Here is a 20,239-nt window from a genome sequence, read left to right on the forward strand (position 1 = left end):
GGAGCGGGCAAGCCCGCGAAGAGGCCCGAACAGGCAGCGCGACCCGGATACGCCACAGGTGGCGATGCGGTAAGCTTGCCGGCATGAACCTCGACACCCGCATCAAGTACCGCCACCTGCTGTGCTTTCTGGAGATTGCCCGGCAGGGCAGCCTGGCCAGGGCTGCCAACGTGCTCGCCATCAGTCAGCCGGCGATCTCCAAGACCCTCAAGGAGCTCGAAGACCTGCTGGAAACCCGGCTGTTCGCGCGCAGCCGCCAAGGGGTCGAGCTGACGCCGGCCGGTACGCGCTTCATGCGCTATGCCGGGCCCAGCGTGCAAGCCCTGCGCGATGGCGTCAGCAGCCTGCGCGGCGAGGCACGGGCGCCGTCGCAGGTCCGCATCGGCGTGCTGTCCACGGTCGAGGGCCTGCTCATGCCCGAAGTGCTGTGCCGCCTGCATCAGCGTCATGAGGCGCTGGTGATCAGGGTAGTCACCGGGGTCAGCGCACAGCTGCTTGGCCAACTGCACCTGGGGGAACTGGAGCTGGTGGTCGGGCGCATGACCGACAGCCCGCAAATCCAAGGTTTGTCGTTCGAGCACCTGTACAGCGAGTCGATGAGCCTGGTGGTACGCCCAGGTCACCCACTGCTGGCCGGCACACCCGTTGAGCGCGGCCAGGTAGGGCGTTACCCCTTGGTCTTGCCGCCTGCGGGTACCACCATCCGCCAGCATGCCGACAGCCTGTTCGTGCAATGCGGCATCCAGATGCCGGCGCAGCGCCTGGAAACGCTGTCCCTGGCGTTGAGCCGGCGCTACCTGCTGAGCAGTGACGGCGTGTGGGTGGCGCCGCGCGATGCCGTGCTGCTCGACCTGCGCCGTGGCGAGCTGGTCGAACTTGACCTGGGGGTGCGTGAACCCGGTGGTTCGGTGGGCATCTGTCGTAATGCGGCCCTGCCGCAAAGCCTGCCGGGGCAGTGGGTGTGTGAAGTGCTGCGCGAAGTGGCCGGGCAGTACCGCGAGGGCGTTTACCCCTGAGCCGGCGCTGTCAGCAGGGCGCTCAGCGCCTTGAGGTTGTCGTCATTGAGGCTGCCACTGGCTGCCATCAGGCGTAGCTGCGCCTGCAGGATGGCATAGCGTTGCCGTGCCAATTGCAGGCGGGTGCGGGTCAGCTGCTGTTCGGCCTCGAGCACATCGTTGCTTATCCGGGCGCCCGCCTCGAAGGCATGTGCGGTCATGCGCAGGTCACTCTGGCTGGAGCGCAGAGCCTGTTGCAGGGCTTGGTACTGGGTGATGCCGCCGGTCAGGTTCAAGTAGGCCTGGCGGGCCATGAACTCGGCCTCGCGGCGTGCATCTTCCAGCTCGTTCCGAGCGGCACCTTGCAAGGCATGGGCTTCGCGGGTGCGGCTCTGGGTGGCGCCCCCGGAATACAACGGTACGCTGAGCTGCACGCCAACCACGGTTTGTGTGTATTTCTCCTCGGGCACTGTCACGTCGTACAGGCTGCCACCGACCGAGGCAAAGCGGCCATGCGCGGCCACCAGGTCGAGGGTGGGCAGGTGGCCGGCCTTTTGCTTTTCCACTTCCTGTTCGGCAATCAGTTGGCGGACCTCGGCGGCCTGCACCTTCAGATTATGCTGGCGGGCCTGGTCCGCCCAGGCAGCCAGCCGTGCCGGTTGCGGGCCGCTGAACGCGACTTGTTCATCGAGCCTGGCCAGGGCGCCCGGGGTGCTCCCGGTCAGCCGGCCAAGAGCCTGCTGACTGAGGCGCAAGGTATTGTCGGCGGCAATCTGCTCGGCCTGTGCCATGTCGTAGCGGGCCTGGACGCGCTGTACCTCGCTCGGGGTTCCTGAGCCCTCACGGCGAAAGCGCTGCGCCTTGTCCAGTTGCCGGCCGAGGGTTCGAACCTGCTGGCGGGTGGTAGCCAATTGGTCCTCGGACAGCAACAGTTCGAAGTAGGCGTCGGCGACGCGCAGCATCAAGTCCTGGCGCGCTGCGAGCAGGTCGATTTCGCCAGCCGTGGCCTGGGCCTTGCCCTGCTCATGGCCGATCACGTTCTGCCAGCGCAGCAGCGGCTGGATCAACACCAGCGCATAGGCATTGGTGTTGTCGCGGTTGCGCCTGAGCGCACCGCTGTGTTCGCGGTCGACCCAGGCTGCGCCGCTTTCAAACGACAGATGCGGCAATAACGTTGCCAACCCTTGCTCAGCCTTCTGCGCTGCGGCCAGCTGGCGCTGTTCGGCTGCGGCATAGGCCATGTCATGCCCCAGGGCCTGCTGGTAGGCTTGGTATAGATCACGCGCCTGGGCCGGGCTGGCGCAAACCAGCGTCAGCACAAGCAAGGCTAGGCGGATGGGGGTGCATTGTCCGAACACGTCGCGGACTCCTTTGCAAGTGAGGGCTTGGGTTGGCGGGAATTGCGCATCAGTAGCACCATCGGCACGCCGATCAGCATCACGCCGCCGAGCAGTCCGAAAAGCATGCTGAAGCCGAGCATCTGCGCCTGCTCCCGGGCTTGGATGAAGGCCAGTAGGGCATTGGCCTGATCGGGGCTGGTCAGGTCGGTGGATAGCCGCCGTGGGTCGAGGCTGGCCAGGTCCCAGCCGCTGGCGACCAGTCGGTTTTCGTCGACGTGTTCGGACAACTGGCGGTAGCGGGCCCAGGAGAAACGCGTTAGCAAGGTTGCGGCAATAGCGATGCCAACGCTGCCACCCAGCTGACGCATCAGGTTCAGTACGCCGGAGCCCACGGAAATGAGCTGCCCCGGCAACTGGCGCATGGCCAGGTTGGTCAATGGGACGAAGATCATGCCCAGGCCGAAGCCGCGAATGATCAGCGGCCAGTAGAGGGTGTCGGGATTGCTTTGCAGGGTGAATTGCGTATGCAGGTACATGGCGTAGCCGTACACCAGGATGCCCAAGCATATGAAGTAGCGCTCATCAATACGGTTTTCCTGCGATAGCTTGCCGATTACCAGAGTGCTGACCGCGCTGGCCAGGGCCCCGGGGAAGATGACAAGGCCGCTTTGGTAGGCGCTCTGTTCGAGTAGCGTCTGCAGCAGCAGGGGTACCATGAACAAGGTGCTGTACAGGCCGAAGCCAACGCAAAAGGCGCAGACCGACCCCAGCAGGAATTCACGGTTGTTGAACAGTGCCAGGTTGACGATCGGATTGGCCACGCGTCGCTCCCAATAGCAGAAGCCCAGCAAGCCCAGCAACGCCAGGGCCAAGCACAGCAGGCTCAGGTTCGACTCCAGCCAGTCCCAGTGCTCGCCGCGCTCTAGCAGGATCTGCAAGCTGCCCACACCCACGGCAAGCAGCACGAACCCCAGGTAATCGATGCTGTGCGGGCGTTTCTCGTTGGCCGAGTCGCCCACGCACAGCCACGCCAGCAGTAAAGCCAACGCCCCGATCGGCAGGTTGATCAGAAAAATCCAGTGCCAGGAAAATTCATCGATCAAGTATCCCCCCACCGACGGGCCCAGCGTGGGCCCCATCATTACCCCGACACCGTACAAGGCCATGCCGGAGCTGACTTTTTCCTTTGGGAACACGTCGTAGATGATCGCCTGCGAAATGCCCAGCAGGCCGCCCCCGGCCAAGCCCTGGATCACCCGCCAGAAAACCATCTGCCACAGCTCCTGGGATAGCGCGCAACCCAGTGAAGCCACTACGAAAAGCGCCGACGAAACCAGGTAGTAGCGGCGCCGGCCAAACCAGGCGGACAGCCAGCCACTGGCCGGCAGGATGACTACGTTGGCGACGATGTAACCGGTCGAGACCCAGGAAATCTCGTCGACCGACGCCCCAAAGCTGCCCATCAGGCTGGGAATGGCGACGTTGACGATCGTCACGTCGAGCAACTCCATCATCGAGATCAGGGTGACCGTCACGGCCACCAGCCACGGGGACCTCATAGGGCTTGCCCGCTGTTGCGGGTATCGACCTCGACGAACACGCTCATGCCTTGGCCAAGCGCCTGCTGCAGGGTGGCGGGCAACTCGCGGAACTCGATGCGCGCCTGTACCCGCTGCACCACCTTGGTAAAGTTACCGGAGGCGTTTTCCTGTGGCAGCAGCGAGAAGCGCGCGCCCGTTGCCGGTACCAGGCTGTGCACCACGCCGGCGAACTGCTGCCCTGGGAAGGCATCGATGCTGATGCGCGCCGGCTGACCGACACGTACCCTGCCGATCTGGGTTTCCTTGAAGTTGGCCACTACCCACAGGTGCTCGGTACTGACCAGACTCAGCAGCTTCTGGCCGGCCACTACGAACTGCCCGGGTTGCACATCCTTGTGAACGATCACTCCCCCTTGGGGTGAGGCATGCCGGGTGTCCTGCAGTTCGATGCGGGCCAGGGCCAACGCCGCTTCGGCGGTCTTGATTCGGTACGCTTCAACTTTCAGTGCAGCCTGATTGGCCAAGGTGCCCTCACGGGCCGCCTTGGCGTTGTCGCGGGCCGCCTGCAACTGATGGCTCAGCGCAGCGAAGCGAGTCTGTGCCGCTTCCAACTCCTGGGTACTGACCACGCCTTGGTCGGCCAGACGCTGTGCCCGCTGGTAGTCGCTGCGGGCTTGGCCAGCGCTGGCCGCCAACTGACCGATGGTCGCCTGTGCTGCCTGGCTACGGGCTGCCGCGCCGCGGACCTGGCTGTCCACCAGGCCAGGCATGCCACCTTGACCAGTCGCCATAAGCGCGCCCAGGTAATTGGCTTGAGCCTGTTCAACACGCTGCTGGTATTCGTCGTCACGTACTTGAAAGAGCAGGTCACCTTCGTTCACCCGCGTGTTCTCATGCACCGGTACCTGCACTACGACGCCACTCAGCCGGGCCCGGATGGGTATGATCACACCGTCCACTTCGGCGTTATCTGTACTGACGTACTGCCTCGCGTACTGCCAGCGTTGCAGCCCCAGCACGGCCAGACCTGCAATGACCAGTATCGATACTGCCAACTTGGCGGACTTGCCTTTCGTCATGTCACACGCTCTCGTCCTTGTCGTTATGGGCCATCGGCCCTTGCTTGTGGCTTTTGTCGCAGGTGCGCACAGGCAGGGCCGTGATGCTCAGCTGGCGGCAGCCACGCAGGTGGCCTGTAGGGTCGCGCTCCCACGCTGCTGCAACTGCTCCAGTACCCCATCCCAAAGTACTGTGCGAGCGACCAGCGCGTCGGCGGCGCTTTTCGCAAGTGTCTGCCGTTGCGCCGGTTCGCTGACGATTTCGGCAATGATGCGTTTGGCTGCAGGGCCGTGATCATCGCCGTCCATCTCGATGTGACGTTTGAGGTAGTAGGTGAACATTGGCACGCTGGCTTCATTGATGGCCCAACGTTGCAGAAGACCGCCGAACATGTCGGGGATGATGTCTTCGCGGCCGAAGAAAAAGTACGCCAGTACCTGTTCGGTGGAACCATGCAGGGCGACATCCAGCGTCTTGCTGACGAACACTTTGGCCGGCAGTGGGATATCGACCATAGTCAGCGCCTGGGCCAGCGGTACACCGGCTTGCAGCAGCGCCTGGAACTGGCGAAATGGGCCGGTGTCTGCACCAATCTCGTCCATGGCGCTGAGGTAGAGATCGAGGTGGCTGATAAAACCACCCTCAGGGTGCTCGTCAGTTTCCTCGCCGGTGACTATTTCGTTGATCAGCCGGGCGGCAATGATATGCCGCGGTGGCAACCACGGTAGGCTGACGCAAGTCAGGTCGCGCTGGATGCGCTTGAGCAGCGTCATGAAGTCCCACACGGCAAAGACGTGGTTCTCCATCAACAGGCGCACGTCATCCAAGGTGCTTATGCGGGTGAACAGAGGGTGTGCCAGGAGGGTGCGGCGTTCGTTTGCAATCAGTTCATCTACGTCGAAAGACATACTCTTTTCCTTGAGTGTGAAATTGGCTCGGGGGGCGTTGATCACTGCCCGTGATTGCCTCGCGGTGGCATTGCCTGCCAGGCGCCGGCGTACGGAAAACGTGCCTTGCAGTAGCGCAAAGCGCCGAAGAAATGCGGTTCCAGCAGTGCCTGGCGGCCCTCGTACCAGCCGCTGGCGACCAGTTGCCGATGCAGGCGTGGCAGGCGCCAGCACGGCACCCGCGGGTACAGGTGATGCTCCAGGTGGTAATTTGAGCCCAAGTGCAGCCAGGTGCTCAGCCGAGCAGTGCGCGAGCGCGCCACCGGCATGACGACGCTGGCTTCGAAAGCATGCTCCTGATAGGCGTTCAGGGCCGAAATCAGCAGGGCCAACAGCAGGCACCCGGCAATGGCCGGCAACAGCAACGGCCACTTTGCGGCCAGCAGCAGCCACAGGGTAGGCCACAACACTTGGCAGGCCAGATTGGCCCTGGCCAGCAAGCGGATCTGCCGATCTGGTAACGGTAGAGTGCCACTGACGTTGGCGCGGGGTAGGGCCAGGCGCACAGTTTGCAGCAGGTACCAAGCAGTGGCGTGCAGGCGCGATACCAGCAGCCGGCTCAGGGCCAAGCGGTAGCGCCGCAGCAAACGCCAGTCGGGGTCTTTGGGGCTACCGTTGTAGCGATGGTGCTGCCAATGGTCGACGAAGTAGCCAGTCACACAAAACCCCGTGAGCATCGAACTCAACAGCACCGCCAGCAGGCAGCTGTTGAGGCGGTTGTCGCTGAGGTTGAAGTGGAAACCTTCATGGCCGAGGATGCCTTGCAGGAAGAGGCCGTACGCCGCCAGCAGCAGTAGCGGTATAGCCAGCGGCCATGCCTGCGGGGCCAGCTTGAGGGTGGCCACCAGCAGCCCCAAGGGGGCGGCAAACAACAGCAGCGCATAGCCGACCACCAAGGCGGTTTCCAGCGGCGACGTCGTCAGCAAGTCGCGGGCCGGGCGTAGCGTGGGTTTGTCCAGTGCCAGTTGCGTCATCGGCCTATTCTCAGTCGATTAGCTCGGGCTTGAGGGTCAACTGCCCGGCCTTGCTCAGGCTGCGCAGGCGCATGCCGATGAAGGCATCGACCAGGCTCGGCAGCCAGCGCGCGGTATACATGGCCAAGCTGCCTAGGAGCGTCAGGCCGCGGTTACGCAGCCCATCCTGGGTGCAGGCACGCACCAGACCATCGCTAGCGTCGTCGAGTTTTTCTTCCAGCGACAGCAGGACGCGCTCGCCGCGCTTGAAGCTGACCAGGCGCTTGACTGACAGGCCGACCCGTTCGGCCGGGTCGTGGATGGCGGTGTCGATAAAACCGGGGAATACCGTAACCACGTCCAGTTGCCCTGGGTACTGCATGCGAAGCACATCTGAATAGGCGCTAATGGCTCGCTTGCTAGTGGCATAGGCGGCCACATAAGGTGCGTTAACCAGGGCAAACAGCGACGACACGTTGACCACCTTGCCGCACTTGCGCAGCAGTGCCGGCAACAACCGTGAGGTCAGATGCCAGGGTGCCAGCAAATTGACTTCTAGCGCGCGCCGCACGTCTTCGTTGACCCCCGATTCGCCGCGTTCCAGTGTCAGCACCCCAGCGTTGTTGACCAGGATATCGATGTCGCCGAACCGTTCGAGGATCGAGTCGGCGGTTTCGTCCAGGCGTTCGCGGTCGCACAGGTCGAGGAGGTAGTAGGCATCGAAATTCAGTGCCGTGTCGGGTTCGAGTCGGTCGATGCCGATCACGGTTGCCCCTTGGCGCTTGAGCTTGCGCGCTGTTTCCAGGCCCAGGCCGCGCGCGGCGCCGGTAATAACGACGATCTTGTTTAGCAGTTTCACAGGGGGGCTCCATTGGCAATGCTGAAGGTGGCGCCTTGCAGATAGTGGTCAAGGTTGGCGGTCATGCTGAAGCGGCCGGGTGGGTGAAATTGCAGGCCGCGAGTACTTGCCAGCCAGTCGCAGCCCAAGTTCGAGCGAATGAAGGCTAGGCCGCCGAGCATCTGGTGGGCCAGGTCGGAGGCGCTGGCCAGTTGCTGCTCGATGCCGTACCGCGTCAGCAACAGGCGCGCCAGCAAGTCATCGGCGTTGCCTTGCGAGTGATCGACCTCGTGGGCCAGACCCTCCAGCGCACTCAGGCACAACTGCAGCTGGCAGGCCAGTTGTACCCGTTGATGGTCGCTCCAGCGGCGTTCGTCGATGGCCCATTCCACCAGCCCCATGCAAGCACCCAGGTAGCTGGCACTGATCAGCAGCTCGAACCAGATGAAACCGATCGTCTGTACGTCGCCCAATTGCGATTTCAGCCCGGCAGAGAAGATCATCTTGTTGCTCACATAAACATCTTCCAGCCGCAATTCCAGGCTCTGCGCTGCGGCCAAGGCAGTATTGGCCCAAAACGGGTGATGGCTGATACCGGGGGCGGTGGCAGGGATAAGGGCGATCATCAGTTCGTCACCGTGTTCGGTGGCGCGGCTGTAGCTTGCGGTCAGCAGGTCCATCGAGCGACTCAGGCTGCACGGTTGCTTGCTGCCGCTCAGGCGTACGCCATCGGCCAATTGTACGGCCTCCATGCCGGCATCCAGGATGCCGCCGCCGGGTACGCCCTCAGCGAAGCCAGAGGCCAGCAACAGGCGTTGCTGTGCAATCGCTGACAACAGCAGGCCTTCCGTACCTGCACTTTTAGTGGCAACGGTTACCAGGCTGGCCACGGAAAACTGGTGCATGGTGCTGGCCACTGCCAGCGAAGGCGACAGGGCGCCCAGGGCCAGCTGCACCTGCAATGCTTCACGGGCGGTGGCGCCCAGGCCGCCCCCAGATTGGGGCACCAGCAAGGCTACCGGCCCGGTGTGTTTGAACCAGTCCACTACTGGACTATCCGCGGCCTCGCGCTGTTCGAACGGCAGCTCGGTCAGCAGCTTGGCAAAGTCCGGGGCAAAGCGATGCAGGGTTTCCCGGGCGTTGTGCAGGAGTGACAGAGGCATGACATCAATCCTTGATCTGGCTGTTCGGGAACAGGCCATGGATGATGGCGCTGATGTTGTCGCGGATCGCCTGACGGGCCACCGGGTCGAGCATGTCGGCGAGCATCGGCAGACCCAGATCGAAACAGGAGTTGAAGGCGATGCTGGCGCCCTCGGCGGTTTCGCTGACTTGCCATGAGCCGGAAAAGTGGTCGATGTCGCCCGCTGTCTGGCGGAAATGGATATGCAGGTTGGCTGGGTCGAAGACGTCACGTTCCTGCCATTTGAGGATGCCGCTGTGGAAATTCACTTCCCAGTTGCTCAAAACCTCGTGCTCATGGACCGTTTCGATCTCGATGTTGCGCACCGACTTACATAACTGTGGATAGATGCTGAAGTTGCTGATGGCGGCGTACACCTGCTCGGCACTCTGGCTGGGAACATGGGCATTCAGGCTGACTTCTTTCATTTCGTTGTCCTATTCAAAGGTACGGGCAAGGGCGCGGGCGAAACCGCCGAGTAGCCATTCAACGTCGCTATCGCTATACAGGGCGGGCGGAGTGAGGCGGATAACCCGATGAGCGTTGAGCGAGTGGTTGACCACAATGCGTTGGTCGATCAGGTGCATGACCATATTTGCCGCCAACCCGGCATCGGTGAACTCCACGCCTATCAAAAGCCCGGTGCTGCGCAACTGGACTTCGGCGCCCCGCGGGTGTTGCCCGAGAATGTCCGCCAGACCCAGTTGCAGGCGTTCGCCCAGGGCGGCTGCACGTGGCACCACCTGTTCAAGTTGCATCACTTGCAAGGTCGCCATCACTGCCGCCATAGCCAACGGGTTGGCGCCGAAGGTGGTGGTGTGCATCAGCGGGTTGCGGTTGAGCGGGGCCTGCATGTCGGCCGTGCAGACCATGGCGCTAACCGGCACGCAGCCCCCAGACAGGCTTTTGCCGACAAGCAGGATGTCCGGGGTAACGCTTTCGTGATCGCAGGCCCACCAGCGCCCGGTGCGGCCCAAGCCGGACTGAATTTCATCGGCGATCAGCACCGCGCCGTACTGGTCGCACAGCCGACGCACCTGTTGCAGGTAGCCTGCGGCAGGCACGATCACCCCGGCTTCGGCCTGCACAGGCTCGAGAATCACGCAGGCGCGCTCGGGCTGGGCCTGCAACTGCTTACGCAGCGCTTCGATATCTCCAAATGGCACGAAGTGGCTGTGGCCCAAGCGGTCGTCGAATGGTGAGCGATATAGCTCGCGCCCGGTTACTGCAAGCGCCCCAAGGGTCTTGCCGTGGTAACCACCATGGGTCGAGATAACTTGCTTACAGCCGTTCAACCAGGCCAGCTTGAGGGCGGCCTCAGTGGCTTCGGTCCCGGAGTTGCAGAAGTAAACGTACTGCAGCGGTGCAGGGCAAACTGCAGCCAGGGCTGCAGCGGCCTGGGCCTGGAACGGGTTGAGCAGCAGCTTGCTAGCCATCGGGTGGCTGTGCAACTGGCGGCTGACTGGTTCGACCACGCGCGGGTGTGCATGGCCGAGTAGGAATACGCCATAGCCACCGGCATCAAGGTAGCGATTGCCGTCCATGTCGAAGAGGTAGGCGCCTTCGCCGGCCACTTCTACAGGCAGGTTCATCATTGCTGCCAGACGGGCATAGCCAGCGTTGACATGGTCACGGTACTGCGCGCGCACACGCTCGCCATTGAGCCCTTCAGGCAGGGCGGTGAAGCTGTTCATCGTTCAGGCCTCCATGGCCAGTTCGCCACGGCTTGTACCCGCTGCCGGAATCTTCAGCATGCGTTGCATGGCCGATAGCTTGGGCGACAGTCGCGCCAAAGTCAGTGCCAGCTCCTGGCGCGGTGAGCGCAGCGCCAGGCGTTGGGCAGGTAGCAGTTGATCCAGCGAGCTGGGCAGCGGCTGCAGAAGGCTGGCGTAGCGGCATAGTTGGGTGGCGCGACCCAGGGCGGCACGAATGTTCTCTTCCAGGGCTGGCAGGAACACCGGGCGCACCAGGCGTTCGTAGATGTCCGGGTTCATGCAGCGCGGGCGCTGGAAGGGCTTACCTTGGTCGTGCATTTCGGCGCACATGAGGTCAAGCAGGGTACGGATATCCAGCGCCTGAGGACCGTTGCTAAGAAAATAGTCGTTGCCGATCAGGCGCTGGTCCAATGCGCTGGCTATGGCTGCCGCAGCCACGTCGCGGGCGATCACGTCTACACGTCCGTCTTCTGGGCACGGGATGATTGGCAGATAGCCCGACATCATCAGCCCCATGGTCAGGTGGAAGCCTTGCAGCATCGGCATGTGGCCGCTGTGGCTGTCGCCGATGATGATCGACGGGCGGAAGATCGACACCGCCACGCCGGCCTCACGTACCAAGCTTTCAGCCTGGCGCTTGACCACTTCGTACGGGGTCGAAGGCATGACTCCGGGGTGGTAGGCGCATGGGTGGGTGAAAGCGGTGCTGATGTGGTACAGCGGCACATCGGCGTCGCGGACGAACTCGAGCACCTGTTCGGTACCTTGGTAGTTGACCGAGAATACTGCTTCGGCGTGGCCATCCAGCCGGGTGATAGCCGCGCAGTGGATGACCCAGTCGACACGTTTGATCAGGGCCAGGTAGTCCGCACTGGAAAGCCCCAGACGTGGTTGGCAAATATCCCCGCGCAAGGTTTCCACTCCGGGATGGCGGATGCTGCTGCGACGGGTCAGACAGACCAGGTGGTAGCGGTCGGCCAGTTGGTCGATAAGGGTATCGCCCAGTACGCCGGCGCCGCCGGTAAGGAAAACAGTCAGCCGTGAGGGTCCTGACATGGGCTAGCACTCCTTGCTCGCTAGGTTGATGAAGTGGCATGTGCCACGGCGCCCGACTGCCAGACAGCCGCGGGGGGCCAAGGACCGGAACGATTAAAAAAGCCGACCTGAGTGCCCATGGTTACAGGCGGCCGGCAAGCGACCCGGCGCCTGGTGGTGGAGACCCCGGTTGGCGCGGGCTGGAGGGGATGATGGCGATTTACAACTGCGGTTTCTTGAACGAATCGCTTGTATTGCGCAGCACCATGGCAACGCGGCTTGGTGACATGCCGACCATGCGTCGCATCATGCGTGTAAGGTGGGCCTGGTCAGCGAAACCACCGGCGATCGCTGCGTCGCTGAGGCTGGCACCATGTGCAAGGGCGTGGCAGGCACGCTCCAGTTTGCGCCAGATGATCCACTGCGACAGCGGCACACCCATCTGCCGGGTGGCAAAAAAGCGCAGACGTGGGCTGGACAGGCCCACCGCGCTGGCCGCGCGGGATACCGCGCCAATGCCCGCCCAGTCCTGGCGTAGCAGGTGCAGTGCATTGGTCAGGCGCGGGTCGAAGCTTTCTGGTGGCACCAGCTTGAGTTCCAAGGCAGCCACCACCTCATGAAAGCAGGCGGCTTGGCGCACGCAATCGACGATGTCCTGGCTGACCGCGGTCTTACCGCTTTCATCAAGCAAGGCTTTGAGCGCACGGCCCAGTGGTGCATCTGGGTAGAAGTACAGAAAAGCGACGCGGTCAGGGTTGGGCAGTGACCTGTGGTCTACCGAAGGCCCGATCAGTACCCCGGGGGCGCTGAGGGTCTGCGTGCCAAACTCCACGGTGATGTCATGGCGCAGGCCGATGCATAACTGGATAGCGACATGGGCGTGGGCGGCAGTCTGGTCGGACTTGCCGGTGTAGCCCAGCCAGTACTCACCGAAAGTTACTGCGCCGTCCCATCTCATCGTGCATCCCTGAAGCCTGGTCTGGATAGCTGGGCCGCACTTGGGCCAGTACCCCGAAAGCGGCAGATGATAGCGTTCTGGTATATCTTGGTCGACACAAAGCGTGACGAATGATTTTTTGCATTGATCCAGGCTTTTCTGCCGTGCGCGAGGCTGTGGAACTATTCCCTCTTTGTTGGCTCTTATGCCGGTAGCCATGGGTTGGGGACGCCTGATAAGCTCGCGGCTTCTACCCTGATTGCCCTTATGGCGCATGAACAAGGAAATGACATGAAACAGCATCGTTTGGCGGCTGCGGTTGCCCTGGTTGGCCTGGTACTGGCTGGCTGTGATCAACAGGCCAGCAGCCCCGAGCTGAAGACCCCGGCGCAGAAAGCCTCCTACGGAATCGGCCTGAACATGGGCAAGAGCCTGGCTCAGGAAGGCATGGAAGACCTTGATTCCAAAGCAGTCGCCCTCGGTATCGAAGACGCCGTTGGCAAGAAAGAACAGCGTATCAAGGACGAAGAGCTGGTAGAGGCCTTCACCTCGCTGCAGAAACGTGCCGAAGAGCGCCTGGCCAAGGCCAGCGAAGAAGCCGCCTCTGCTGGCAAGAAGTTCCTTGAGGAAAACGCCAAGAAGCCGGGTGTCGTCACCACCGCTTCGGGCCTGCAGTACGAAGTGATCAAGAAAGCCGACGGCCCGCAGCCCAAGCCGACCGACGTGGTGACTGTCCACTACGAAGGCAAGCTGATCGATGGCAAGGTCTTCGACAGCTCCGTCGAGCGCGGCAGCCCCATCGACCTGCCGGTGAGCGGCGTCATCCCGGGTTGGGTCGAAGGCCTGCAACTGATGCACGTTGGCGAGAAGTACAAGCTGTTCATCCCGGCTGAACTGGCCTACGGTGCACAAAGCCCAAGCCCGCTGATCCCGGCCAACTCGGTACTGGTGTTCGATCTTGAACTGATCGCCATCAAGGACCCGGCCCAGCTGCAAGGCGCTGAGCCGGACGCTGAAGCCCCCGCTGAAGCGCCTGCCGAAGCCCCTGCCAAGTAATACTGGCTGTTTGCCGAAAACGCCCCGTCTTTACGGGGCGTTTTCGTTTTAGCTGCTTGGACGAACCTGCCACTGCTGATACTGTCCGAGGAAATGCAGCGTGAAGAAGTAGGACGCTTCTGACGCAAGTCGCTCGCGGCGCTGGTAGCAACAGCCTGTAACGACTGTGTAAAAAACGCCCGATCTGACCGGGGCCCTTGCCTGGCAGGCACCCAGGGTCAGAAACTGTGGCCTGTTCACAAGGTTATCCACAATAAATGTGGATAACCTTTTCCCTCTCGGAGGTTCCATGAGCGCACCCTGGAATTTCGCCCGTTTCCTGCCCTTGGCCGAGCGCCTGCTCAGCCGCGGCCGGTTGCCGGCCTTGCTGTTCGCCGTGGCGCGCAAAGGCCCACGCCTTGGCCAGTTGCGTGACGACGTGAAATTGCTGCAGTCGCTGTGCCTGGCCTGGTGGCGCGGCGAGTACCGCGCCATCAGCCCCAAGGCGCTGGTGACCATCGTCGCTGGCCTGCTGTATTTCGTCAGCCCCATCGACGCTATCCCCGACTGGTTGCTGGGCGTCGGGTTCCTCGACGACATCGCAGTGCTGGGCTGGGTACTGAAAACCGTGGCCGACGAACTGGCCCGCTTCAGGGCCTGGCGCGACAGCCAGGCACCCGAGCGGCTACGCGTGGTCGAGCGGCTGCCCGCGACACCGGAAGCACTGCGCCTGGAGCGTAATACCCGGTAAAACCGAACTTTTGAGTAGCTGGCCTGGCTTGGAGTCTGTCGGCTACAATGACACCTACAGACATTCGAGACTCGTCCATGGATAAGCTAAGCCTGCACGCCAAAAAAGCGTGGTTCGCCAAGCATCGCACTGCGAATTTCGACAGCAGCCTGCGCCTTGAAGGCTTTATCGTGCCGCCAGACGAAGGCAAGGCGAAGTTGCCTGCCCGTGCTGCTGCACGGGAAGCTGTGCGGCAACTCAAGGCTTGAGTGTCGACAAGTATGGGGTTTATCAAGACCCTGATTGCTACCCTGACACGGACGTCCTGAAGAACCTTCTCAACCTGCGCAATGCAGCGGATCTGGCGGATGCTGAGCGTTACCTCACCCAGGTAGCGGCATCGCAACTGGAGTTCGAAGAGCCTCCATACGATCTAGGTACATTAAAACGAATTCACCGCTGTCTGTTTTCCAGTATCTACAGTTGGGCTGGAGAAACTCGATCCGTATAGATCAGCAAGGGCCATAGCCACTTCTGTGTACCGGACCGTATCGAGCCAGAGGTAGCGAAAGAATTTTCCAGAATGGCGCGGGCGGGCTGGTTTGAAGGCTACTCTCGTGATTCGCTCGTGGTTTCGGTTGCTCAATCGTATGGAACATTGAATGTCGCTCATCCCTTCCGTGAAGGTAATGGTCGGGCTCAACGTGTTCTGTTTGAATGGCTAGTCGTGAACGCTGGTTTCGAGATTACCTGGGGAAGGGTTGACCAGGAGCAGTGGGTAGCGGCGAATATCGAGTCTTTTCAAGGCAATGACCAGGCTTTGGAGCTCGTCTTCAATCAATGTATCGGCGCTCCGATCAGGGAAGCCAACGGTCCACCTTGATACTTGTTCTCTGATTCTGTGTGCATCAGTGAGTGCAAGCTGGCGGTGACATTCATTGACAGGCCGACCTCGTCTGTCGATACCCGCTCTCAAGCACGCCTGCTGGAAATCTCTTACAATGAGATATAACAGAAGGGGAGCAGCCCGATTGCCGTTCGCTATTGGCTGTCATCCGGTTGGATGAGAGGGCAGGGTTGCCGCGCTGTATTGCAACGCCTATGCCGGCTCCCCCAGATAGGCCGTATGGATTGCATGCTGTAATCCTTGTTGAAGGGGTTTGTAATGGGTATTCAGGTCATCAGCCGCGACGGTCAGCCCGAGTACGCCGTGGTTCCCTGGGAGCAGTACCAGGCGCTGCTGCAGGCTGCAGGGCAGGCACCTGCCGAGGCCGCTGCCAGCGAGCCGGCTCCCGCCGCAGCCGTTGCCGCGCTGCCGGCGTTCAGTGAAGTTGCACAGATCCGCCAGGCCAAGGGCATTGCGCCTGAACAACTGGCGCGTAATGTTGGGGTCAGCCCGGCCTACCTGGCCATGATCGAATCAGGCGAACGCCACCCGGATGCCGCCATCCGCCGTGCCCTGGCCTGGCACCTGGGGGTCGCGGGCTGGAGCGAGCCATCATGAGCCAGGTCAGGATCAGCCGTCAGCATTGGGACAACCTGCTGGGCGAGCTTGACCTGGCCCGCCGTCAACGTCACTTGCTGACTTACCGAGCGCTGATCGAGCGCTTGCAATTGCCCAGCCCGGCCATGCAGACACTCACCGCTGCGCTGGAATACCTGGCGGTGCTGGACGCGCGTGCCGAGCAACCGCTACGCAGTTCGTTGGTCATCAGCCAGGGCGCCAGCCGCTTGCCGCGTACCGGCTTTTTCGAATGCGTAGAGCGCCTGGGGCGCTTCTCCGGCCCGATCGACGGTATGGAGGCCGCGTCGTGGCATGCTTCCGAAGTGGTGCGGGTGTTCGAATACAGCTACCCCGAAAGCGCCTGATCGCCAGCTGCACCAGGTTTTATCCAGGCAGGCATGAAATGAAAGGGCCGGGCATTTGCATGCCCGGCCCTTGTTGTGTCGCGACAGCCAGCGGCCTTACTTCTTGGCCACTTTGCTGCTGGCGCTGAGGTAGTCGATCAGGATGCGACCGGTTTCTGCCAGGTAGGCGTCGTCTTCCGGCTTGGTGTTTTCATCCTCGGCCGGCAGCGCGTCTTCGTCCTCTTTCTTCAGCTCTTTGAGCGGTTCTTCACCCTTGGCCTTGCGGCGGGTGTTTTCCAGCGCCAGTTGTTTCGCCTCGATCTCGTCGTGGCGGGCACGGCGGTCCTGCTCGTTGAGGCTGACGGTTTTCTCGTTCATCAGCTTCTGGGTCAGGGCCAGGCGGTCGCGGATGTAGGTGAACTCCGCATCCTTGTCGCTACGTGCCTCATGCTGGGCCTTGAGCTGCGCCAGGAACGGTTTGAACGGGTCGGCAGCGGGCTTGACCACCGGGCGGATGGTGTCCCACGGCATGGCCTCGGGCAGGGCGCTTTCGCCGATTTCCTTGGTGTCGATGATCGATGGGTAGTCGATGTCCGGCAGTACGCCCTGATGCTGGGTGCTCTGCCCGGATACCCGGTAGAACTTCGCCAGTGTCAGCTTCAGCTCGCCATGGTTGAGCGGCTGGATGGTCTGCACGGTACCTTTGCCGAAGGTCTGGCCGCCAATGATCAGCGCGCGGTGGTAGTCCTGCATGGCACCGGCGAAAATCTCCGAGGCCGATGCCGAGAGGCGGTTGACCAGCAGCGCCAGCGGCCCTTTGTAGAAGGCACCCGGGTTTTCGTCTTCCAGCACGTCGACCCGGCCATCGCTGTTGCGCACCAGCACCGTCGGGCCTTTCTCGATGAACAGGCTGGTCAGTTCGGTGGCTTCCTGCAACGAGCCGCCGCCGTTGTTGCGCAGGTCGATGACCACGCCGTCGACTTTCTCTTTCTGCAGCTCGGTGAGCAGTTTCTTCACGTCACGCGTGGTGCTCTTGTACTCCGGGTCGCCGGCGCGGTAGGCCTTGAAGTCCAGGTAGAAGGCCGGGATCTCGATGATGCCCAGCTTGTAGTCACGCCCGTCTTGCTTGAGCTTGAGCACCGACTTTTTCGCCGCCTGCTCTTCCAGCTTCACCGCCTCGCGGGTGATCGACACGATCTTGCTGGTCTGGTCGCTCGGTGCGTTGCTGGCCGGGATGACTTCCAGGCGCACCACCGAGCCTTTCGGGCCGCGGATCAGCTTGACCACTTCATCCAGGCGCCAGCCGACCACGTCGACCATTTCCTTGTTGCCCTGGGCGACACCGATGATCTTGTCTGCCGGTGCCACCTGCTTGGTCTTGGCTGCCGGGCCGGCCGGCACCAGGCGTACGATCTTGACCTGGTCGTTGTCGCTTTGCAGCACTGCGCCAATACCTTCCAGCGACAGGCTCATGTTGATGTCGAAGTTTTCCGCGTTGTCTGGCGACAGGTAGTTGGTGTGCGGGTCGTAGGACTGGGCGAAGGTGTTGATGTAGGCCTGGAAGATATCTTCGGCACGGGTCTGGTCCAGGCGCGCCAGCTGGTTCTTGTAGCGCTTGGTCAGGGTTTCCTGGATCTGCTTGGGCTCTTTGCCGGCGATTTTCTGGCGCAGCACTTCGTCTTTCACGCGTTTGCGCCACAGGTCGTCAAGCGCAGCCTGGTCCTTCAGCCATGGCGCGTCCTTGCGGTCGATCAGCAAGGTTTCCTTGGTGGTGAAGTCCATTTTGTCCACGCCCTTGTTCAGCTCGGCCAGGGCGAAGTCCAGGCGTTGCTTGACGCGGTCGAGGTAGCGCTTGTAGATGGTGAAGCCCGGGTCGAGGTTGCCGCTTTTGAGGAAATCGTCGAATTGCGTTTTCCACTTGTCGAATTCGGCGATATCGGCCGCGGTGAAGTAGCTGCGCGCCGGGTCCAGCAGCTTGATGTAGCTGTCATAGATGATGACCGAACGGGCGTCATCCAGTGGCGGCTTGCTGTAATGGTGGCGCTTGAGCAACTCCACCACATTGAGGCTGGCGACGATCTCGTCGCGGTCGGGTTGCAGGCTGTCCCATTTGTTGGCGGCCGCTGCATTGCCGCCGAGCGCGAGGCTGCCCAGGCCGATCATCATGGCCAGGGCGGTGCTAGGGAGGAAATGCTTCATGCTGATTCGACGTGGGGGCAATTGATCACGCATAGTAGGCCGTCTTTTCCGTTCGCCGGTTCCAGAAGAGCCGGGCGCATACTGCAAAAAGCCTGGGCACAACGATCCCAGGCTCGGTCATATGATTCAACTATGGAGGCACTGTGAAGGCATTGCAAGGCGTTGACGGACATGTGACCTGGGTCGAGGCCGAACGCCCGACCTGTGACGCGGGCCAAGTGCGCATCCGCGTGGCTGCGGCGGGGTTGAACCGCGCCGATTTGCTGCAGATGAAAGGTTTGTACCCACCGCCGCCAGGTGCCAGCCCGTACATGGGGCTGGAGTGCTCCGGGGTGGTCGAAGAAGTGGGCGCTGGCGCAGCCTGGCGCGTGGGTGATCGGGTCTGCGCGCTGCTGGCCAGCGGTGCCATGGCCGAGGAAGTGGTGGTCGACGCCCGCCACGTACTGCCGGTGCCCGAAGGCCTTGGCCTGCATGAAGCCGCTGCACTGCCGGAGGTGTACGCCACTGCCTGGCTGAACATCTTCCAGCTTGGTGCGCTGAAGGCGGGCGAGAAGGTCCTGGTGCACGCCGGTGCCAGCGGCGTCGGCTCGGCGGCCATTCAGCTGTGCAAGGCGTTTGGCAGCCCGGTCTGGGTCAGCGTCGGCTCGGCGGACCGCCTGGCCTATTGCCAGGCCTTGGGCGCAGCAGGTGGCGTGGTGCGTAACCAGAACCTCGACGCGCTGGAAGGGCTGGGCCCGTTCGACGTGATTCTCGACCCGGTGGGGGCCAGCTATGGTGAACTCAACCTCAAACTGCTGGCCCGTGACGGGCGCTGGGTGATCATCGGCCTGATGGGCGGCCGCACGTTCGAGCTGGACCTGGCACAGGTACTGGGCAAGCGCCTGGGGATCACCGGTTCTACCCTGCGCAACCGTGATGACAGCTTCAAGGCCGAGCTGCTGCGCGAGTTGCAGCAGCAGGTGTGGCCGCTGTTCAGCGAAGGGCGCCTGTCGCCGCAGCTGGTCGATACCTACCCTGTGGAGTTCGCCCAGGCGGCGTATGCCGAGCTGGAGACCAACCAGGTGTCGGGCAAGTTGGTGATGGTGGTCGACCCGAGCCTGGCTTGAGGTTGCCGGGGCTGCTGAGCAGCCCATCGCGACACAAGGCCGCTCCTACAGGAGGTTGCATTTGCCTGTAGGCGCGGCCTTGTGTCGCGAACGGGGCGCAAAGCGCCCCTATGGCCCTCAAGTCCAACTCAAGACAGGCCAGCCATTCTTCTCGGCGTGCTCGCGCAACACCCCATCCGGGTTCACCGCATACGGGTGATCCACCTTCAACAACAACGGCAGGTCATTCCTCGAATCGGAATAGAAGCTCGCCCCCTCCAGGTTCTCCTGCTCCTGGTCCAGCCATTCCAGCAGCCGGGTAATCTTGCCCTCGCGGTAGGTCAGTACCCCATGGGTGTTGCCGGTATACACCCCGTTCACCGCCTCCAGCTCGATCGCCAGGTATTCGTCCACGCCCAGGCGCGCCGCAATCGGCCCCACCAGGTGCGTGCCCGAAGCGGAAATGATCAGAATGCGATCGCCGCGCTTGCGGTGCTCGGCAATGCAGCGGCAGGCGTCGCCGTAGATGATCGGTTCGATCACCTCTTCAACCCACGGCTCCACCAAATGCTCGACTTCCTCCAGGGTGCGCCCGGCTATCGGCTCCAGGCTGAAGGCCATGTAGTCCTCCATCTGCAGGTGGCCTTTGCCGTACGCTTCCATCAGCTCATGGTCGCGGCGCAGGAATTCCTTGCCATCGACCCAGCCCAACCGGGCCATCTGTTCACTCCACAGCGACGCGCAGTCGCCGTGGATCAGGGTTTCGTCCAGATCGAAAATTGCCAATGCCATCGTGTTG

General features: G+C 62.3%; 20 protein-coding genes and 1 pseudogene. 8 read left to right on the forward strand and 13 right to left on the reverse strand.

The window, feature by feature from the left end; all coding sequences use genetic code 11:
* The first annotated feature begins 83 nt into the window (after positions 1–83).
* Positions 84–1,016: a pca operon transcription factor PcaQ gene (gene pcaQ, locus K4A76_RS06095; protein WP_054912947.1), complete on the forward strand. Its 933-nt coding sequence runs from the start codon at positions 84–86 to the stop codon at positions 1,014–1,016.
* Here the strand turns inward: pcaQ and K4A76_RS06100 are convergent.
* The 11 genes from K4A76_RS06100 to K4A76_RS06150 all read right to left on the reverse strand — a co-directional run bounded on the left by K4A76_RS06100 (position 1,007) and on the right by K4A76_RS06150 (position 12,564).
* Positions 1,007–2,353 carry a TolC family outer membrane protein gene (locus tag K4A76_RS06100; RefSeq protein ID WP_274411733.1) on the reverse strand — a complete coding sequence of 449 codons (1,347 nt, stop codon included), beginning with the start codon at positions 2,351–2,353 and terminating at the stop codon, positions 1,007–1,009. The two genes, pcaQ and K4A76_RS06100, sit on opposite strands and share 10 nt — an antisense overlap.
* Positions 2,323–3,894: a DHA2 family efflux MFS transporter permease subunit gene (locus K4A76_RS06105; RefSeq protein ID WP_274411734.1), complete on the reverse strand. Its 1,572-nt coding sequence runs from the start codon at positions 3,892–3,894 to the stop codon at positions 2,323–2,325. The genes K4A76_RS06100 and K4A76_RS06105 overlap by 31 nt, the downstream gene beginning before the upstream one ends.
* Positions 3,891–4,955 carry an HlyD family secretion protein gene (locus K4A76_RS06110; protein WP_110678037.1) on the reverse strand — a complete coding sequence of 355 codons (1,065 nt, stop codon included), beginning with the start codon at positions 4,953–4,955 and terminating at the stop codon, positions 3,891–3,893. Before K4A76_RS06110 ends, K4A76_RS06105 begins: the two co-directional genes overlap by 4 nt.
* A gap of 87 nt (positions 4,956–5,042) precedes the next feature.
* Positions 5,043–5,843: a DUF3050 domain-containing protein gene (locus K4A76_RS06115; RefSeq protein WP_110678038.1), complete on the reverse strand. Its 801-nt coding sequence runs from the start codon at positions 5,841–5,843 to the stop codon at positions 5,043–5,045.
* A gap of 41 nt (positions 5,844–5,884) precedes the next feature.
* Positions 5,885–6,856, reverse strand: a complete 972-nt coding sequence (locus K4A76_RS06120; RefSeq protein ID WP_274411735.1) for a fatty acid desaturase — start codon at positions 6,854–6,856, stop codon at positions 5,885–5,887.
* Between the two features lie 10 nt (positions 6,857–6,866).
* Entirely contained in the window at positions 6,867–7,694 is an 828-nt protein-coding gene (locus K4A76_RS06125; protein WP_110678042.1) for an SDR family NAD(P)-dependent oxidoreductase, read from the reverse strand.
* Complete coding sequence (locus K4A76_RS06130) at positions 7,691–8,836, reverse strand: acyl-CoA dehydrogenase family protein (protein ID WP_110678044.1); 1,146 nt, start codon at positions 8,834–8,836, stop codon at positions 7,691–7,693. The genes K4A76_RS06125 and K4A76_RS06130 overlap by 4 nt, the downstream gene beginning before the upstream one ends.
* Positions 8,837–8,840: 4 nt before the next feature.
* On the reverse strand, positions 8,841–9,284 hold the full coding sequence (locus K4A76_RS06135; RefSeq protein WP_110678046.1) for a type II toxin-antitoxin system RatA family toxin: 444 nt from the start codon (positions 9,282–9,284) through the stop codon (positions 8,841–8,843).
* Positions 9,285–9,293: 9 nt separating this feature from the next.
* Positions 9,294–10,550 (reverse strand): aspartate aminotransferase family protein, encoded by a 1,257-nt coding sequence (locus tag K4A76_RS06140; protein ID WP_274411736.1) that lies wholly within the window; start codon positions 10,548–10,550, stop codon positions 9,294–9,296.
* 3 nt (positions 10,551–10,553) lie between these two features.
* Positions 10,554–11,627: an SDR family oxidoreductase gene (locus K4A76_RS06145; RefSeq protein WP_274411737.1), complete on the reverse strand. Its 1,074-nt coding sequence runs from the start codon at positions 11,625–11,627 to the stop codon at positions 10,554–10,556.
* A 199-nt stretch (positions 11,628–11,826) separates the two neighbouring features.
* A complete protein-coding gene (locus tag K4A76_RS06150; protein WP_110678052.1) occupies positions 11,827–12,564 on the reverse strand; it encodes an AraC family transcriptional regulator in 738 nt (245 codons plus the stop codon).
* Between the two features lie 270 nt (positions 12,565–12,834).
* On the opposite strand from K4A76_RS06150, the gene K4A76_RS06155 reads away from it, so the two are divergent.
* The 6 genes and pseudogenes from K4A76_RS06155 to K4A76_RS06180 all read left to right on the forward strand — a co-directional run bounded on the left by K4A76_RS06155 (position 12,835) and on the right by K4A76_RS06180 (position 16,177).
* The gene (locus K4A76_RS06155) at positions 12,835–13,599 is read left to right on the forward strand and encodes an FKBP-type peptidyl-prolyl cis-trans isomerase (protein ID WP_009686235.1); all 765 of its coding nucleotides are present in this window, start codon (positions 12,835–12,837) and stop codon (positions 13,597–13,599) included.
* Between the two features lie 289 nt (positions 13,600–13,888).
* A complete protein-coding gene (locus K4A76_RS06160; RefSeq protein WP_029885873.1) occupies positions 13,889–14,329 on the forward strand; it encodes a YkvA family protein in 441 nt (146 codons plus the stop codon).
* Between the two features lie 77 nt (positions 14,330–14,406).
* On the forward strand, positions 14,407–14,577 hold the full coding sequence (locus tag K4A76_RS06165) for a YhfG family protein (RefSeq protein WP_156326477.1): 171 nt from the start codon (positions 14,407–14,409) through the stop codon (positions 14,575–14,577).
* Positions 14,574–15,191, forward strand: a pseudogene (locus K4A76_RS23850) (Fic/DOC family protein). The gene K4A76_RS06165 and the pseudogene K4A76_RS23850 overlap by 4 nt, the downstream one beginning before the upstream one ends.
* A gap of 282 nt (positions 15,192–15,473) precedes the next feature.
* Entirely contained in the window at positions 15,474–15,812 is a 339-nt protein-coding gene (locus K4A76_RS06175) for a helix-turn-helix domain-containing protein (RefSeq protein ID WP_054890369.1), read from the forward strand.
* A complete protein-coding gene (locus tag K4A76_RS06180; protein WP_009686241.1) occupies positions 15,809–16,177 on the forward strand; it encodes a hypothetical protein in 369 nt (122 codons plus the stop codon). The genes K4A76_RS06175 and K4A76_RS06180 overlap by 4 nt, the downstream gene beginning before the upstream one ends.
* A gap of 96 nt (positions 16,178–16,273) precedes the next feature.
* On the opposite strand, the gene K4A76_RS06185 is transcribed toward K4A76_RS06180, so the two are convergent.
* Positions 16,274–18,355, reverse strand: coding sequence for a carboxy terminal-processing peptidase (locus K4A76_RS06185; RefSeq protein ID WP_165944151.1), 2,082 nt, complete (start codon positions 18,353–18,355; stop codon positions 16,274–16,276).
* 143 nt (positions 18,356–18,498) lie between these two features.
* Between K4A76_RS06185 and K4A76_RS06190 the strand changes: the two genes are divergently transcribed.
* A complete protein-coding gene (locus K4A76_RS06190; RefSeq protein WP_274411738.1) occupies positions 18,499–19,461 on the forward strand; it encodes an NAD(P)H-quinone oxidoreductase in 963 nt (320 codons plus the stop codon).
* Positions 19,462–19,578: 117 nt separating this feature from the next.
* On the opposite strand, the gene K4A76_RS06195 is transcribed toward K4A76_RS06190, so the two are convergent.
* Complete coding sequence (locus K4A76_RS06195) at positions 19,579–20,232, reverse strand: HAD family hydrolase (RefSeq protein ID WP_029885876.1); 654 nt, start codon at positions 20,230–20,232, stop codon at positions 19,579–19,581.
* Positions 20,233–20,239: the final 7 nt, after the last annotated feature.

The organism is Pseudomonas sp. NEEL19, assembly GCF_028751975.1.
Taxonomy (GTDB): domain Bacteria; phylum Pseudomonadota; class Gammaproteobacteria; order Pseudomonadales; family Pseudomonadaceae; genus Aquipseudomonas; species Aquipseudomonas juntendi.